At 69.6% G+C, this 15,974-nt stretch carries 15 protein-coding genes and 1 pseudogene; 8 read left to right on the forward strand and 8 right to left on the reverse strand.

The genetic code is table 11. The features are described from left to right. Position 1: 1 nt before the first annotated feature. The 3 genes from DTS01S_RS23100 to DTS01S_RS23110 are packed head-to-tail and all read right to left on the reverse strand — an operon-like array spanning position 2 to position 2,578. Positions 2-835 (reverse strand): DUF3037 domain-containing protein, encoded by an 834-nt coding sequence (locus tag DTS01S_RS23100; RefSeq protein ID WP_061289024.1) that lies wholly within the window; start codon positions 833-835, stop codon positions 2-4. Further along, entirely contained in the window at positions 832-1,560 is a 729-nt protein-coding gene (locus tag DTS01S_RS23105) for a HipA family kinase (protein WP_017405896.1), read from the reverse strand. Before DTS01S_RS23105 ends, DTS01S_RS23100 begins: the two co-directional genes overlap by 4 nt. Beyond that, complete coding sequence (locus DTS01S_RS23110) at positions 1,541-2,578, reverse strand: LysR family transcriptional regulator (protein ID WP_061289026.1); 1,038 nt, start codon at positions 2,576-2,578, stop codon at positions 1,541-1,543. The genes DTS01S_RS23105 and DTS01S_RS23110 overlap by 20 nt, the downstream gene beginning before the upstream one ends. A 111-nt stretch (positions 2,579-2,689) precedes the next feature. Between DTS01S_RS23110 and DTS01S_RS23115 the strand changes: the two genes are divergently transcribed. The 3 genes from DTS01S_RS23115 (at position 2,690) to DTS01S_RS23125 (ending at position 5,612) form a co-directional block, all read left to right on the forward strand. Next, positions 2,690-3,925, forward strand: coding sequence for an alpha-hydroxy acid oxidase (locus tag DTS01S_RS23115; protein WP_061289028.1), 1,236 nt, complete (start codon positions 2,690-2,692; stop codon positions 3,923-3,925). A gap of 51 nt (positions 3,926-3,976) precedes the next feature. After that, positions 3,977-4,963: a tripartite tricarboxylate transporter substrate binding protein BugE gene (locus DTS01S_RS23120; RefSeq protein WP_061289031.1), complete on the forward strand. Its 987-nt coding sequence runs from the start codon at positions 3,977-3,979 to the stop codon at positions 4,961-4,963. A 145-nt stretch (positions 4,964-5,108) separates the two neighbouring features. Then, the gene (locus tag DTS01S_RS23125; RefSeq protein WP_061289032.1) at positions 5,109-5,612 is read left to right on the forward strand and encodes a carboxymuconolactone decarboxylase family protein; all 504 of its coding nucleotides are present in this window, start codon (positions 5,109-5,111) and stop codon (positions 5,610-5,612) included. Between the two features lie 15 nt (positions 5,613-5,627). On the opposite strand, the gene DTS01S_RS23130 is transcribed toward DTS01S_RS23125, so the two are convergent. The 5 genes from DTS01S_RS23130 to DTS01S_RS23150 all read right to left on the reverse strand — a co-directional run bounded on the left by DTS01S_RS23130 (position 5,628) and on the right by DTS01S_RS23150 (position 11,196). Further along, positions 5,628-6,608, reverse strand: a complete 981-nt coding sequence (locus DTS01S_RS23130) for a Bug family tripartite tricarboxylate transporter substrate binding protein (protein WP_174538924.1) — start codon at positions 6,606-6,608, stop codon at positions 5,628-5,630. A gap of 42 nt (positions 6,609-6,650) precedes the next feature. Beyond that, entirely contained in the window at positions 6,651-7,853 is a 1,203-nt protein-coding gene (gene tcuB, locus DTS01S_RS23135; protein WP_061289033.1) for a tricarballylate utilization 4Fe-4S protein TcuB, read from the reverse strand. 5 nt (positions 7,854-7,858) lie between these two features. Further along, positions 7,859-9,283: an FAD-dependent tricarballylate dehydrogenase TcuA gene (gene tcuA, locus DTS01S_RS23140; RefSeq protein WP_061289034.1), complete on the reverse strand. Its 1,425-nt coding sequence runs from the start codon at positions 9,281-9,283 to the stop codon at positions 7,859-7,861. An 87-nt stretch (positions 9,284-9,370) separates the two neighbouring features. Then, on the reverse strand, positions 9,371-10,333 hold the full coding sequence (locus DTS01S_RS23145; RefSeq protein ID WP_046241389.1) for a LysR substrate-binding domain-containing protein: 963 nt from the start codon (positions 10,331-10,333) through the stop codon (positions 9,371-9,373). 56 nt (positions 10,334-10,389) lie between these two features. Continuing rightward, positions 10,390-11,196, reverse strand: a complete 807-nt coding sequence (locus tag DTS01S_RS23150; RefSeq protein ID WP_061289035.1) for an IclR family transcriptional regulator — start codon at positions 11,194-11,196, stop codon at positions 10,390-10,392. A gap of 372 nt (positions 11,197-11,568) precedes the next feature. Here DTS01S_RS23150 and DTS01S_RS31520 point away from each other — a divergent pair. The 5 genes and pseudogenes from DTS01S_RS31520 to DTS01S_RS23165 form a co-directional block, all read left to right on the forward strand. Beyond that, positions 11,569-12,021, forward strand: a pseudogene (locus DTS01S_RS31520) (tripartite tricarboxylate transporter substrate-binding protein); the annotation flags it as partial. Between the two features lie 19 nt (positions 12,022-12,040). Next, the gene (locus tag DTS01S_RS31525; RefSeq protein ID WP_254788050.1) at positions 12,041-12,385 is read left to right on the forward strand and encodes a tripartite tricarboxylate transporter substrate-binding protein; all 345 of its coding nucleotides are present in this window, start codon (positions 12,041-12,043) and stop codon (positions 12,383-12,385) included. 56 nt (positions 12,386-12,441) lie between these two features. After that, positions 12,442-13,941 carry a class I adenylate-forming enzyme family protein gene (locus DTS01S_RS23155; RefSeq protein WP_061289056.1) on the forward strand — a complete coding sequence of 500 codons (1,500 nt, stop codon included), beginning with the start codon at positions 12,442-12,444 and terminating at the stop codon, positions 13,939-13,941. Between the two features lie 31 nt (positions 13,942-13,972). Beyond that, positions 13,973-14,758: a citryl-CoA lyase gene (locus tag DTS01S_RS23160; RefSeq protein ID WP_061289038.1), complete on the forward strand. Its 786-nt coding sequence runs from the start codon at positions 13,973-13,975 to the stop codon at positions 14,756-14,758. A 48-nt stretch (positions 14,759-14,806) separates the two neighbouring features. Further along, positions 14,807-15,973, forward strand: a complete 1,167-nt coding sequence (locus tag DTS01S_RS23165) for a CaiB/BaiF CoA transferase family protein (protein WP_174538926.1) — start codon at positions 14,807-14,809, stop codon at positions 15,971-15,973. The last annotated feature ends 1 nt before the right edge of the window (position 15,974 follow it).

Genomic DNA, 15,974 nt, shown 5'->3' on the forward strand with positions numbered 1-15,974 from the left:
CCTAATGCTGCGCGAATTCCTTGATGCTCTGCATGGCGGACTGGCCTTCGCCAGCCACCACGATCACCTTGTGGTGCTCGAGCTCCCGCATGATGTCCTGGCTGACTTCCCTGTGAGCCTGCTTGTCCTGTGGAGGCAGGTTCACATTGACGAGGATGTCTCCGGGCAATTCACGCTGCCGGATCAGTCGCGCGATCTTGCCGGTCCAGACGTCGCCATGCGCAGCAATGTCGTTGGCATCGCTTTGGCCCAGATGCAGGGCCTTGATGATCTTGCGGGGCTTGTCGCCCACCGTCTGCACGAAGTCGAACCGGGCACTGACGTACTCGTTGCCTATGCGCGCCGGCCTGAACGGCGCATCCAATTCGAGGCCGCCCAGCAAAGCCCTCAGGCGTTCGTTCATCGTGCGTTCCACGTACTCGGGCGTGGCAAAAGCATGGTCGACATAGTGGTCGAACTGCTGCCGCAACTCCCGGGCCGGATCCTGGGTGAGCACCACTTTGGCGGGGCTGAAGCGCACAATGGCTTCGCGTGGCTGCTCGAGCGCGGCCATCATCCCCCTCAAAGCATCTGTCTTCGCCTGCGGCGCCAGGCTGTGGGCGAGGGTCTCGAGCCGCGACAACTCTTCCTCCACGGCCTTGACTGCGCTCTTGTAAAAATCCCTGTCAAGCGCATCGAAGAAATCGGTGACGCGCTTGGACTTGCGGCTTTGCAGCAGAAAACCGAAGTACCCGCTTTGCGGGCAGGTCAGCACAATGCCGACGTTGGCGAACTCGCCGGTCTCGGCATACGGGACAAATTGGACTATCGAATAGCGGCAGGCAAGAGGCTTCATGTGAACCTCCAAAAGTCGGGCGATTTGCACTTCGCAAGCGTCGCGGCAATGGCATTGATGTCCACCCTGGCGGGGATGTCGCATTCCGGGTTGTTCCAATGCCATTCCGGTGGAATATTGTCGCAGGCAAAGCGGAAAACGGCATCCATCGCCTCGGAAAGTTGATCCTGTAGCCGGTCGCGCGACACAAGATCTGTCTTCTGCCAGCAGCCTCTGAAAATGTGATTCTCGATAAAGGTTGCGGCGTCCAGATGCGGGTCGAAGGCCAGGTTGTGGTCGATGACCACCAATGCGCTGCGATGCGCATCCCACAGCAGGTTGGAGTTGCCGTCCATGCGGTCCACGTTCTGTACCCACCAGTCGAAGGCGAGGATGTTGGCCTGCAGGTCCTGCGGTACATGCAGGATCTGGGCTTTGTCGAACCAGGTGCATCCGGGATGACGCTGCGAGCCGAACGCTATGCCGCAGCCCAATTCACGCCATGGCCTGGGCGCCTCGTCCAGAAGTTCCTGGCTGACATGCAGCAGCTTGAAGGGCGGCAGCGGCAGGCCCAACTGCACGGCCAGATGCGCACAGATCCACTCGTTGCACAGGCTGGACCGATCCGTCTGCCGTCCTTTGACGTAGTAGGTCTGGCCATCGTCGGCCCGGCACAGAAACGGCTTTTGCGCGCCTTGCTCGGAGCGGCCCTGGATTTCAATGACTTCAGCGATGGCAGGCGGCATCTTCGTCTGTGTCGTACAGGTTGCGGGAGGTCTGCTTCCAAGTGCCATCTTGCCCGATTTCGGCTGGATGGCCTTTGCTGCGAGTGTGATGCGGCGAGGCGTGCGGCCCTGCACCCACCAACCCCGGCATCACCGTGAAATCCACCTGCGCCTGCGCCAGTTGCTGCATGGCCGGGATCAGGGCGCGGGCGTCGCCGCGCCGCCATTGGAAGGCGTAGTGCAGGGGAGCGAGGGCGGCCTTGGGATGGGCGCCCCCGACGGCGCGCAGGCCCAGGGCGGCGATCCAGCCGGTGGGCAGGAAGCCCACGCCCAGGCCGGCGCGCAGCATGCCGGCCACGGCGCCCCAGCTGTTGCACAGGATGCGCTCGCGCACGCTGGCGCCCTGGGCCAGCAGCCAGTCGTCCAGCAGGCGCGTGGTGCCGGCCTGCGGGGGCAGAGTGACCAGCGCATGACGCTGCAGCAGGGCCGTGGCGCCCAGGCGGCCCGCGCCTGCCAGGCCGGGGGCCACGGCCCAGGCAAAGCGCGCGGCGCCCACGGGGCGGGACAGCAGGCTGCTGCGCGAGGAGCGGCCCGCGATGACGGCAAAGTCCAGCTCGCCGTCGTCCAGCCGCTGCTCCAGCACGCCGCCCACGTCCACATGGGGCTCCAGCACCAGTTGCGGATGGGCCTGGCGCGCGGCGGCCACGAAGGCCGGCAGCCAGGTCAGCGCCGACAGGTCGCCCACGCCGAAGCGGCAATGGCCGGCCAGCGCCTCGCGCGTGTCCAGGGCCTGGCCCAGCGCGGCCATGGCGTTGAGCACCTCCAGCGCGGCGGGCAGCAGGCGCTGGCCGGCATCGGTGAGCACGGCGCGGTGGCCGCTGCGGTCGAACAGCGGCTGGCCCAGCGCGGACTCCAGTTCCGTGATGCGCTTGGACAGCGAGGACACGGACAGGTGCACGCGCTGCGCGGCCGTGGCGAAGTTGCTGCAGGTGGCGGCCCACCAGAAGGCTTCGAGCTGCTTGACCGAGGGTGTGGACATGGGCTTGTCATTGGCAAAAAGCGAACAAGTGCATTCTAAATAATCCACTTTCATTCAATGGATGCGCGGCCTACAGTGGCGCCGGTTCCTGAACATTCCGAGGTCCGCACCATGGCCGCCATCGCTTCCTCCTCTGCCTCTGCCTCCACGCCTTCGGCATCCGCCCTGCCGGCGCCGCGCGCCCCGGCCGTGCTGCGCCGCATGCTGTCGCTGCATGATTTCGAGGAAGCCGCGCGCCGCAGGCTGCCCCGGCCCATCTTCGGCTACATCGCCGGGGCGGCAGAGGACAACGCCTCGCTGCGCGACAACCGCGAGGTGTTCGGCGAATGGGGCCTGACCACGCGCGTGCTGGCCGATGTGTCGCAGCGCTCGCAGGCCGTGGAGCTGTTCGGCGAGCGCTATGCCAGCCCCTTCGGCATTGCGCCCATGGGCATCAATGCGCTGTCCACCTACCGGGGCGACCTGGTGCTGGCCCGCGCGGCCCAGCGCGCGGGCATTGTGTCGGTGATGAGCGGCACTTCGCTGATCCCCATGGAGGAGGTGGCGCGCGAGAGCCCGGCCACCTGGTTCCAGGCCTATATCCCCGGTGACCAGGCCCGCATCGACGCGCTGATCGACCGCGTGGAGCGCGCAGGCTTTCGCACCCTGGTGGTGACGGTGGACATACCGATCTCCGCCAACCGCGAGAACAACATCCGCACCGGCTTTTCCACGCCGCTCAAGCCCAGCCTGCGCCTGGCCTGGGACGGCATGGTGCGCCCGGGCTGGGTGGCCGGCACCTTCCTGCGCACGCTGCTGCGCCACGGCATGCCGCATTTCGAGAACTCGTTTGCCACGCGCGGCGCGCCCATCATGTCGTCCAGCGTGATGCGCGATTTTTCGGCACGCGACCACCTGAGCTGGCGCCACATCGAGGCCATCCGCCGCCGCTGGAAGGGGCCGCTGGTCATCAAGGGCGTGCTCAGCGTGGAGGACGCGCTGCAGGCGCGGCGCGTGGGGGCCGACGGCATCGTGCTGTCCAACCATGGCGGGCGCCAGCTCGACGGCGCGGTGTCGGCCATGCGCATTCTTGAGGACGTGGTGGCGGCTGTGGGGCCGGACTATCCCGTGCTGATCGACGGGGGCTTCAGGCGCGGCTCCGATGTGCTCAAGGCCGTGGCGCTGGGCGCGCGCATGGTGCTGGTGGGCCGGCCCTTCAACTACGCCGCCGCCGTGGGCGGCGAGGCCGGCGTGCTGCACGCCATCGGCCTGCTGCGCGACGAGGTGGACCGCAACCTGGCCATGCTGGGCGCCTCCTCCTGCGGCGCGCTGGACCGCTCGCACATCGTGCGCCGCGCATCGGCCTGACAGAAACCTCCACCGTCCGTTCAAAACACAGCCATTCCCAGGAGACATCCCATGAACCACTTCACTTCACGCCGCAGCCTGTGCGCCCTGCTGCTGGCCGCAGGCGCCGCACCGGGCGCCATGGCGGCCGATGCCGGCGCCTATCCCACGCGCCCGGTGCGCCTGATCGTGCCGTTTGCGGCCGGCGGCACCACCGACATCGTGGCGCGCGCGATTGCGCCGCGCATGGCCGAGGCCCTGGGCCAGCCGCTGGTGGTGGACAACAAGGGCGGCGGCGGAGGCGCCATCGGCGCGCACGAGGCCGCGCGTGCCCAGCCCGACGGCTACACGCTGGGCGTGGCCACCGTGTCCACCACGGCCACCAATGCGGCCATCAACCCGCGCCTGCCCTACAACCCGCTCACCGATTTCACGCCCATCACCAACATTGCGGCCACGCCCAATGTGCTGGCCGTGCATCCGGGCTTCAAGGCGCAGAGCTTTGCGGCCTTCGTGGACGAGGTGAAGAAGAACCCCGGCAAGCATGCCTACGGCACGGCGGGCACGGGCTCCATAGGCCACATGCTGATGGAGCTGATGTCCAGCCGCTCGGGGCTGTCGCTCACGCATGTGCCCTACCGGGGCTCGGGCCCTGCGCTCAACGATGCGGTGGCGGGCCAGGTGCCCATCGTCTTCGACAACCTGCCCTCGGCCCTGCCCTTCATCAAGGCGGGCCGGCTCACCGCGCTGGCGGTGGCCGCGCCCGAGCGCCTGGCCCAGCTGCCCCAGGTGCCCACCTTCAAGGAGCTGGGGCTGGAGCCGGTCAACCGCAGCGCCTTCTACGGCATCTACGGCCCCAAGGGGCTGTCGCCCGAGATCGTGGCGCGCCTGCATGCGGCCGCCCAGCGCGCGCTGGCCAGCCCCGAGGTGCGCCGCCAGATCGAGGACACGGGCTCGCGCGTGATCGGCAACCGTCCCGAGGAGTTCGCGCGCGAGATCGCGGCCGAGAACGCCCTGTACCGCAAGATCGCCACGGAGCGGCGCATCGTGGCGGACTGAGGGGCAGCCGGGGGGGAATGGGCGATGGGGCCGGGGCTGCGAAAAAATTTTCGCCAACGCTGTCACAACGCGCACGCCCCGCGCGTCTTGAAGGTATGGGCCAGCCATTCCGGCAGGCTGCTACATCCCTCAAGGAGTGTTTTCCATGTCCGCTTCGTCTTCCGCTGCCACCGGCGCCCGTCCTCTTGCCGCCCCCACGCCGCGCCTGAACTTCCAGGCCGTGGCCCCCGAGCTGTACAAGGCCCAGGCCGGCATCAACGCGCTGCTGCACGAGTCCAGCCTGGGCATCCAGCTGCTGGAGCTGGTGTTCCTGCGCGTCTCGCAGATCAACGGCTGCGGCTTCTGCGTGGACATGCACACGCGCGAACTGCTGTCCCGGGGCGAGGACCTGCAGCGCATCAACAGCATCGTCACCTGGCCCGAGGTGGATTTCTACGACGGGCGCGAGCGCGCCGCCCTGAACTGGGCCGAGCGCTGCACGCGCCTGAGCCAGGCCCATCCCGAGCAGCAGGACTTCGAGGCGCTGCGCCCGCATTTCAGCGAGCGCGAGATGGTGGAGCTGACCTATGCCATCGGCAGCATCAATGTCTGGAACCGCCTGTGCGCGGGCTTTGCAGCGCCCGTGGCACGCAAGCCGATCAAACTCTGAACGCCTGCAAGCCGCTCACTCCGCCGAGAGCTTTCGCTCCTTCACCAGCCTGCCCCACTGCTCGTACTCCTTCTTCATGAAGGCCGCGAACTCGGCGCGCGTGGTGGGCTGGGGGGTGAGGCCGTGCTTGTTCAGCGCGTCCTTGACGCCGGGGTCATTGAGTACCTTGACGATCTCGGTGTTCCAGCGGTCCAGCATCGGCTTGGGCGTCTTGCCCGGTGCCACGAAGGCATACCAGTTCAGCGCCTCGAAGCCGGGATAGCCGGCTTCGGCCACCGTGGGGATGTCGGGCATGTACGCCGGGCGCGTGAGGCCCGTGGTGGCCAGCGGGATCAGCTTGCCGGCCTCGATGTGGGGCAGGGCCGTGGGCGGCGCTGCGAAGTAGCTGGTCACGCGCTCGCCCAGCAGGTCCTGCAGCGCGGGCGCGCCGCCCTTGTAGGGCACGTGCACCATGTCGATGCCCGCGCGCTGGTTGAACAGCTCGCCTGCCAGGTGGGAGGCCGAGCCCGCGCCCGTCGAGGCGTAGTCCACCGTGCCCGGGTTCTTCCTGGCCTTGGCCACGAACTCGGCCAGGGTCTTCACGCCCGCGCCCTTGTGCACCACCAGCACGTTGGGAAAGTTCACGCCGCCCGAGATGGGCGCCAGGTCCTTGAAGGGGTCGTAGGGCAGCTTCATCAGGTGCGGCGCAATGGTCAGCGGCCCCACCGAGCCGAACAGCAGCACCGAGCCGTCGGCCGCCGCATTGGCCACCTGCTGGTGGGCGATGTTGCCGCCCGCGCCGCCCTTGTTCTCCACCACCACGCTCTGGCCGATGTTCTCGCCCAGCTTCTTGGCGATCAGGCGCGCGGCCGCATCTGCGGCGCCGCCGGCGGCGAAGCCCACGACCAGGGACACGGGCTTCTTGGGAGGAAAGTCCTGGGCCTGCGCACTGGCGGCCAGTGCGAGCAGGGAGGCGGCCAGGGCGGTGGCGTGCAGGAAGTTGCGCTTGTTCATCATGGGGTTGTCTCCGTCATTGGCTGGGAATCGGGGCGGATGCGGCTAGTCGGCGCCCAGCCCGATGGGGCTGGGCTGGCGCTTTTCGGTGTTGTGGCGCAGCAGGGACGCCGTGCGGAACACGCCGTGCGCGAACTTGCCGTAGGGCAGGGTGGCGAACAGGGCGATCACCGCGCCCAGGTGCAGGCACAGCAGCAGGGCCAGGGCCGGCGTGCCGCGGCCCAGCCACAGCGCCATGCCGCTGGCCGCGACCAGGAACAGCAGGGCGATGAAGCCCAGGTCCATGGGTTTCTGGCGCGCGTCGCCATGCAGCGGGTGGCGCCTGCGGTTCAGGCGCCACAGGCCTGCGGTGCCCAGCATGAGGCTGGTGCCGCCCACGGCGCCCAGCAGCTTGGGCAGGCTGGGGAATTCGTAGGGCGCGGCCCAGCCGAACACGTAGTGGTAGACCGTGGCCAGCGCCGTGGCCGCAAAGCACAGCATGAATCCGTAGAAGGTCAGGTGGTGAAAACGCCTGCGGCTCAGGGTGTAGGCATCGTCCTCGTTGTGGCAGCCCTCGCCGTGGCCGCCGTCCAGGTATTTGAGGCGCAGCACGTCGTGCGCAGCCTCGGCCGCCGCCGGCGTGCCCACGTCCACGCCGCCGGTGGCGGGCTTGACGTCCTTCCAGAAGCGGCGCACGCCCATGGCCAGCGCCAGCACCACGAACAGGAACACGGGCGCGAAGATGCCCACCAGCAGGTTGTGCGGGAACAGGTTGTAGAAGTTGGCGCCCAGGTCGGCGCCCCACAGCCGGCCCGGGCCGCCCTGCAGGGCCACGGCCAGCACCAGGAACAGCGACAGGCCTGCGGCCAGGGCCAGCGACAGCGTGAGCCCGTTCCTCTGGTACAGGCGCCCCAGGGCGGGCGGCCAGGCGTAGTCGGCATAGGTCTGGCCGCGCACCTCGGCCATGGCCTTGGGGATGTTGATGGCGAATTCATGCGGCGGCGCGTACTGGCAGGCATGCAGGCAGGCGCCGCAGTTGTGGCACAGGTTGGCCAGGTAGTGCACATCGGCCTTGCCGAACTCCAGGCGCCGCGTCATGGCCGGGAAGACCGCGCAAAAGCCTTCGCAGTAGCGGCAGGCGTTGCAGATCTGCAGGGCACGCGCCACCTCGCCTTCGGCGGCCGTTTCGGTGGAGACCGGCAGGATGGGGATGACCCGGCCTGCGGCCAGGTCCTGGGCTTCTTGGGCCAGGGCGTTCAGTGTCTGCATCTCGGTCAAGCCTTCTCTGTCACTGCGCCGCGCACGGCGGGTTGTCCGGCGGCGGCAAGGGCCGCGTTGCGGCCCGCGATGCGGCCGAAGGCCGTGCCGATGGACATGCCCACGCCGGCCGTATAGCCCTTGCCCAGCACGTTGCCGGCCATCATTTCGCCGGCCACGAACAGGCTGGTGCTGGGCTGGCCGGCAAAGCGCACGGCCGCCGTGTCGTCGGTCTCCAGGCCCAGGTAGGTGAAGGTCACGCCGGGGCGCAGCTGGTAGCCGTAGAAGGGCGCCGTGTCGATGGGGCGGGCCCAGTGGGTCTTGGCGGGGGCCAAGCCCTCGGTATGGCAGTCGTCCAGCGCCGTGTGGTCGAAGTGGCCGACGCGGCAGGCGCCGTTGTAGGCATCCAGGGTCTGCATGAAGCGTTCCTCGTCCAGGCCCAGCTTGCGTGCCAGCTCGGGCAGGGAGTCGGCGCGCACGCCCGGGAAGACCGGCGGCATGAAGCGGCCTATGGCCTTGGCGTCGATGACGGACCAGGCGGTCTGGCCCGGCTGCTGGGCCACCAGGCGGCCCCAGATGGCATAGCGCTTGGGCCAGAAGTCCTCGCCCTCGTCATAGAAGCGCTCGGCCTCGCGGTTGACCACCACGCCCAGCGAGACGCAGTCGATGCGCGTGCAGATGCCGCCGTCGTACAGCGGCGCGCGCGCGTCGATGGCCACCATGTGGGCCTGGGTGGGGTCGCCGATGCGGTCGGCGCCATGGTCCTCGAGCAGGTGGCGCAGCAGCACGCCGCGGTTGAAGGCCGTGCCGCGGATCAGGAAGTTGTCGGACGGCCATTCGCCGCGCGCGTTCTGCCCCCAGGCCTCGCGCAGCCACTCGCGGTTGGACTCGAAGCCGCCCGCCGCCAGCACGCAGGTCTTTGCGGTGATGCGCTGCTCGCCCACCCAGGCGGCCTTGAACTCGCCGTCCTCGATCTCCAGCCGGTCCACGGGCGACGCGTAGCGCACCTGCACGCCCAGCCGTTCGGCGCTGCGGTAGTAGGCGTTGACCAGGGCCTTGCCGCCGCCCATGAAGAAGGCATTGGTGCGCGCCACGTGCAAAGCGCCCGACAGCGGCGGCTGGAAATGCACGCCGTGGCGGCGCATCCAGTCGCGGCAGGTGGAGGAGGCGCGGATCACCATGCGCGCCAGGTGCTCGTTGGTGATGCCGCCCGTGACCTTGAGCAGGTCCTGCCAGAACTCCTCCTCGGGGTAGGCCTCGACCAGCACGTCCTGGGGCGCGTCGTGCATGCAGCGCAGGTTGCGCGTGTGGCCGGAATTGCCGCCGCGCCAGTCGCGCGGCGCCGCCTCCAGCAGCAGCACGCTGCGGCCTGCCTCGCGCGCCATCAGGGCCGCGCACAGGGCGGCATTGCCGCCGCCTATGACCAGGACATCGGGGTCCATGGAGTTCTCCTTGCATTCGCCATCGTGGGGATTGCGAATGTAGGGAGAACGCAGCGCGGCGGGCAGGGGCCCTCCGGCATGGGGGTATCAGTCTTCGTGATGGATGAGGGCCGTGCCGGCCCAGGCGCCGCCGCGCAGCAGCTGGCGCACGCAGTCGATCAGCACCACGCGCGCGGCCAGGGCGGCGGGCGACAGCTCATCCTCGGACAGGCTGCACAGCAAGTTGGTGCGCAGGGCATCTTTGTCCGTGATACGCGACCACTCGAAGCGCTGCGCGGCATCGGCATAGCGGCCCATGGAGGCCCAGGGCTGCACCGTGCTGCCCAGGCCCGCATCCACGGCCGCCATGACCATGGACAGCGAGTCCACCTCCAGCACCAGATGCGGCGTGAAGCGCGCCTGCGAGAAGGCCGTGTCCAGCGTGCTGCGCAGGCCGTGCAGGCCCGTGGGCAGGATCAGCGATTCGCCGGCCAGGTCGGCCAGCGCCATCTGCGGCGGCAGCGGCTCGGGGTGGTGGCCGCGCGCGCGGATCAGGAACAGCTCCTCCTCGATCAGCGGGTGCACCTGCCAGCGCCGCCCGCCTGCGCGGGCCTGACCGCTGTGCAGGCGGGCGTCGAACAGCACGGCCATGTCCAGCGCGCGCGCATTGAGCATGTCGGTCAGGTGGCCGGACATGCCCTCCACCATGTGCAGGCGCACATCGGGGTAGCGCGCGCGCATGGCCTGCATCATGGGCAGGCCCAGCATGGCCGAGGTGGTGGGCGCCAGGCCCACGCTGACCGAGCCCGACAGCCGCGCCTGCTGCGCGCTGCGCACGGCCTGCTCGGCATGGCGCAGCGTGAGCTGGGCCTCGCGGAAGAAGGCCACGCCCGCCTCGGTGGGCACCACGCCGCGCGGCGTGCGCTGCAGCAGCCGGGTGGACAGCTCGCTCTCCAGACGGCTGACTTGCTGGCTCAGCGCGGACTGGACCATGTCCAGGTCCAGGGCGGCGCGGCTCATGGAGCCCAGTTCGACGATGCGGACGAAGTAGCGGAGTTGTCTCAGTTCCATGGGGGCGGCGCTTGTGGTGTGCAGCGCCGATTGTCGGTGCAGACCGGGGCTTGGCCTCAGATGCCGCGCGGCAGCAGGGCCGCCAGGGCCTCGCCTATCGAGCGCGCAATCAGCTTCTGGCGCTCGCCGGGCATGCGCTCCAGCGTGGAGGCCACGCTGACGGCGGCCACGGGCTCGCCTTCGGCATTGCGCACCGCCATGCCCACGGCCAGCACGCCGCGCGTGGCGTGGTTGCCGATGACGGACCAGCCGCGCTGGCGCGTGGCCTTCACCAGCAGGGCCATGCGTTCGGGCGTCATGCCGCCGTACTGCTCCAGCACGGGCGCGTTGGCTGCCATCGCGGCCTGCACCTCGGCATCGGGCAGGGCGGCCAGCAGGGCCAGTCCCGCCGCTCCCACGCCCAGCGGCTGGCGCGTGCCCACCTGGATCACCAGGATCTGCACCGGATGCGTGCCCACATGGCGGGCGATGCAGTGCGATGCCGCGCCTTCGCGCACGATGGCAAAGGCCGCGTCCGCGCAGCCCGCGCTCACGCGCTCCAGCACGGGCTGCAGCCGCACGGCCATGTTGGGCTGGCCCGCGCTGGCGGCCGTGGCCGCCAGCCGGTGGCCGGCCGCATAGGCGAAGCGCCCCCTGTGCGCCACATAGCCGCTGTCCACCAGGGTGGACAGCAGGCGGTACACCGTGGCGCGCTCCAGCCCCGTGGCGCGGCACAGGTCGGCGACGCGCAGGCCTTCGCGGCCTGCGGCCAGCACGGCGTCCAGCACCTGCAGGCCACGGCGCAGCGTGCGGCTGCCGGCATCGTCGGTGGAGACTGGAATGTCCGCTGGCCGGACGTTTGGATTGGTGCTGCGCGAAGGCATGGAAAAGAATTTCCCGGTGATTGCAGGCAGGGCAGAAAAGGGCCTGCGTGCAGCGCGCAGTGTGCCGCAGGCCGTCGAAAGCCCACACAGGCAGACATGAGCGGACATCAGCGGACATAAGCAGACATCAGAACGATCACCTGGAGACAAGACATGACAATCCCTGCCCGTTTCAATCCGTGGGCGCGCCGGCGCCTGCTGGCCTGTTCCTTCACCTGCGCACTGGCCGGCATGGCCGCCGCGACCGTGGCGTTGGCGCCCGCACCCGTGCTGGCGCAGCCGGCGTCCTGGCCGGCCCGGCCCGTGCGGCTCGTGGTGGGCTATGCGGCCGGTGGCGCCACCGACGTGATCGCACGCCTGGTGGCCGCCCGGATGGGCGAGCAGCTGGGCCAGAGCGTGGTGGTGGACAACCGCACGGGCGCCAACAGCAATGTGGGCGCCGAGGCCGTGGCGCGGGCGCCTGCGGACGGCTACACGCTGTATGTCTACACCATTGCCAACACCATCAATGCCTCGCTCTACCCCCGGCTCGGCTATGACCCGGTCAAGGACTTCGAGCCCATCGGCCTGATCGCCAAGATTCCCAACATCCTCGTGGTCAACCCGCGCCTGCCCATACAGAACCTGGCCGACTATGTGCGCCATGCCCGGCAGAGTGCGCAGGGCATCAGCTTCGCCTCGTCGGGCAGCGGCTCGTCGATCCACCTGTCGGGCGAGATGTTCCGGCAGCTGTCGGGCCTGCGCATGCTGCACGTGCCCTACCGGGGCAGCGCACCGGCCATCACCGACCTGCTCGGCGGGCAGGTGGATTCCATGTTCGACAACGCGCCCTCGGCCCTGCCCCATGTGCAGGCCGGCAAGCTGCGCGCGATCGCCATCACCAGCGCCCGGCGCTCGGCGCTCGGCGCTGCTGCCCGATGTGCCCACGCTGGCGGAGTCGGGCTATGCGGGATTCGACGTGCAGTCGTGGTTCGGCCTGGCCGCCCCTGCGGGCACGCCGCCCGCCGTGATCGAGCGCCTGAACCATGCCCTGAATACCGCCTTGGCCGCACCCGAGCTGCGCCAGCGCCTGGGCGAGATGGCCGCCACGCCCGAGCCCGGCACCCCGGCGCAGATGCGCAGCTTTGCGGCGTCGGAGATCAAGCGCTGGCGCGAGGTGGTCAAGGCCTCGGGCGCCACCGCCCAGTAGTTCGACACACGTTCGGCACAAGCTCGACACAACCGCACCACGAGGAGACGACCCCCATGCAACCCATTGATTTTTTCTGGCGCGCGGCCGAACGCTGGCCGCAGCGCATCGCCATCGACGCGCCGGGCGGCTGCATCCGCTATGACGCGCTGGCCCGCAAGGTGGCCGCGCTGGCGGCCGGCCTGCAGGCGCTGGAGCCTGCCGTGCAAAGCCGCGTGGGCATCTGCGCGGGCAACAGCGCAGACCATATCGCCGCCCTGCTGGCGGTGATGGCCAGCGGCAAGGTCTGGGTGCCGCTCAATCCCAAGAGCACGCAGTCCGAGGTGCGCCGCATCATCGATGCCACCGAGCCCTCCATCGTGCTGTGCGATGCGGGCGGCGCTGCACTGGTGCAAGGGGCGCCGGGCATCCACCTGGTGCTGGGCGAGGGCACGGCGGCGCTCGAGCAGGCGCAAAGTGGCGCCGTTCCCGTGGTGCCCGAACTGCCCGCCGATGCCATCCAGGCCATCAAGTTCACGGGCGGCACCACGGGCCTGCCCAAGGGCGTGATGCAGCCCTGCCGGGCCTGGATGGCCGGCATTGCCAACCAGATCCAGGCCTGGGGGTTCGATGAGCATGACCGCTACGTCATGGCCGCGCCCATCACGCATGGCACGTCCACCTACCTGCTGCCCATCCTGGCGCAGGGCGGCTGCCATGTGCTGCTCGACGGTGCGGGTGCCGAGGCCGTGCGCAGCGCCTTTGCCCGGCGCGGCGGCACCGTGTGCTTCATGCCGCCCACCCTGATCTACATGCTGATGGCGCTGCCGGGCGCCAGCCGTGCGGACTTCCCCGGCCTGCGCCGCCTCATCTACGGCGGCGCCGCCATGCCACCCGAGAAAATCCGCCAGGTGCGCGCCTTCTTCGGCCCCGTGCTGGCCACCACCTATGGCCAGACCGAGGCGCCGCAGATCCTCACGGCCATGCGGCCCGAGGACTTCGAGGACGAAGGCCTGTGGACCTCCGTGGGCCGGACCACCTGGTTCAGCGACCTGGCCATCATGGCGCCCGATGGCTGCCTGCTGCCCCGGGGCGAGGTGGGCGAGGTCGTGGCGCGCGGCGATCTGCTGATGAGCGGCTACTGGCGCCTGCCCGGCAAGACGGCCGAGACCCTGGTGAACGGCTGGCTGCACACGGGGGACCGGGGCCTGATCGATGCGCAGGGCTACCTGCACCTCAAGGACCGCCTGAAGGACCTGGTCATCACGGGCGGCTTCAACGTCTATCCCGTGGATGTGGAAAACGCCCTGGGCCAGCACCCGGCCGTGCATGAGTGCGTGGTCTTCGGCATCCCCGACGACCATTGGGGCGAGGCCGTGCAGGCAGCCGTGCAATTGCGCGCCGAACTGCGCCCCGACCAGCGGCCGGACGAGGCCGAACTGATCGCCTTCGTGCGCCAGCGCCTGGGCCCCGTGCAGACACCCAAGCGCATCCACTTTCACGCCAGCCTGCCGCGCTCGCCCGTGGGCAAGCTGCTCAAGACGGCCGTGCGCGAGCTTGCGCTGGCACCCCGCTGATCCCGCACACCATCACAAGGAAACCCTGGCCATGGCAACCCCCCAACCCCCCGTCACCCGCCTGTGCACCCACACCCTCACCAGCCTGCATTACCGCGATGCCGACCTGGTCGAGGACCTGATGGGCAAGAAGACCTTCACCGAGGTGATGCTGATGCAGATCCTGGGCCGCACGCCGCGCCCCGTGGACCTGCGCATCGCCGATGTGGTGCTCATCGTGCTCATGGAGCATGGCCTCACGCCCAGCGCCATCGCCACGCGCCTCATCTACATGAGCGCGCCCGAGAACCTGCAGGGCGCCGTCTCGGCCGGCCTGCTGGCCGTGGGCAGCTCCTTCGTGGGCACCATGGAGAACTGCGCCGCGCTGCTCGACCGCATCGCCGCCGCCGCCGACCCCGAGGCCGAGGCCCGCGCCATCGCCCGGCACCACAAGGCGTTGAAAAGCCCCGTGCCCGGCTTTGGCCACCACCTGCACAAGCCCGTGGACCCGCGCGCCTACAAGCTGCTGGACATGGGCCGCGCCGAACCCGAACTGGCGGGCAGCAGAATCCGCGCGCTCGAAATCCTCTCTGCCGCCGTGGACGCCGCGGCGGGCCGGCCCATCACCATCAATGCCACGGGGGCCGTGGCCGCCCTGCTGGGCGAGATCGGCGTGCCCACAGCCGTGATGCGCGGCTTTGCCGTCATCTCGCGGGCGGCCGGGCTGGTGGCGCATGTGGTGGAGGAGCAGCAAAGCCCGTCGGGCCGGTTCATCTGGGAAACGGTGGAGGAGGCCATCCCCTACGCGGGGCATGCAGTTTCCGCGAACGCTGCGTGAAGCAATGACCGATGGACCACCGCGCGCCATGCCGCGAGCATGGAGTCCATGCAACAAACCCATGGACTGTCCAGCGCCCTCGACGGCCTGCGCGTGGTGGACCTGTCCCGCATCCTGGCGGGACCCTGGTGCACCCAGAACCTTGCCGACCTGGGCGCATCGGTGCTCAAGATCGAGCGTCCCGGCACGGGCGACGACACGCGCGCCTGGGGCCCGCCCTTCGTGCAGGCGCCCGGTGGCGAGACCGTGTCGGCCTACTTCCTGTCCTGCAACCGCGGCAAGCAGTCGGTGGCGCTGGACTTCACCGAGCCGGCCTCGCATGCCTGGCTGCTGCGCCAGATCCGCGATGCCGACGTGCTGGTGGAAAACTACAAGGCCGGCGCGCTGGCGCGCCACGGCCTGGACTACGCGGCGCTGGCCGCCATCAACCCCGGGCTGATCTACCTGTCGATCACGGGCTTCGGCCAGAGCGGCCCGTTTGCGCACAAGCCCGGCTACGACTATGTGTTCCAGGGGCTGGGCGGCCTCATGGGCTACACGGGCGTGGCCGATGGCGAGGAGGGCGCGGGCCCGCTGCGCACGGGCGTGGCCGTGGTGGACCTGATGACGGGCATGTATGCCACCAGCGCCGTGCTGGCGGCCGTGGTGCAGCGCCAGCGCACGGGGCGCGGCCAGCACATCGACCTGGCCCTGCTGGACGTGGCCGTGGCCATGAATGCCAACCAGGCGGCCAACTACCTGGTCAGCGGCGAGAACCCGCGCCGCACGGGCAACGCCCATCCCAATTGCGCGCCCTACGAGGTGTTTGCCTGCGCAGACGGGCATTTCATCCTGGCCATCGGCAATGACGGGCAGTTCGCCGCCCTGTGCTCCGTGCTGGGCACGGACTGGCACCTGGACGCGCGCTTTGCCACCAATGCCGCGCGCCTGACCGGCATGGCGCAGCTGCGCCCGCTGCTGCGCGCGGCGCTGGGCCGCTGGCCGCTGCAGGCCCTGACCGATGCGCTGGACACCGCCCAGGTGCCCTGGGGCTGCATCAACACCATGGAGCAGGTCTTCGCCCATCCGCAGGTGCGGCACCGCCAGATGCTGCAGACGGTGGAGCACCCGCAGCTGGGCACGCTGAGGCTGGTGCGCAACCCCATGGTGCCGGCCGGCAGTGGTGCCCAGGTGCCGCCGCCGCCCGTGCTCGGTGCGGCGCCGCAGGACCTCTGAA

The sequence above is a fragment of the Delftia tsuruhatensis NBRC 16741 genome (genome assembly GCF_001571325.1).
GTDB classification, from domain to species: Bacteria; Pseudomonadota; Gammaproteobacteria; order Burkholderiales; family Burkholderiaceae_C; genus Comamonas; species Comamonas tsuruhatensis.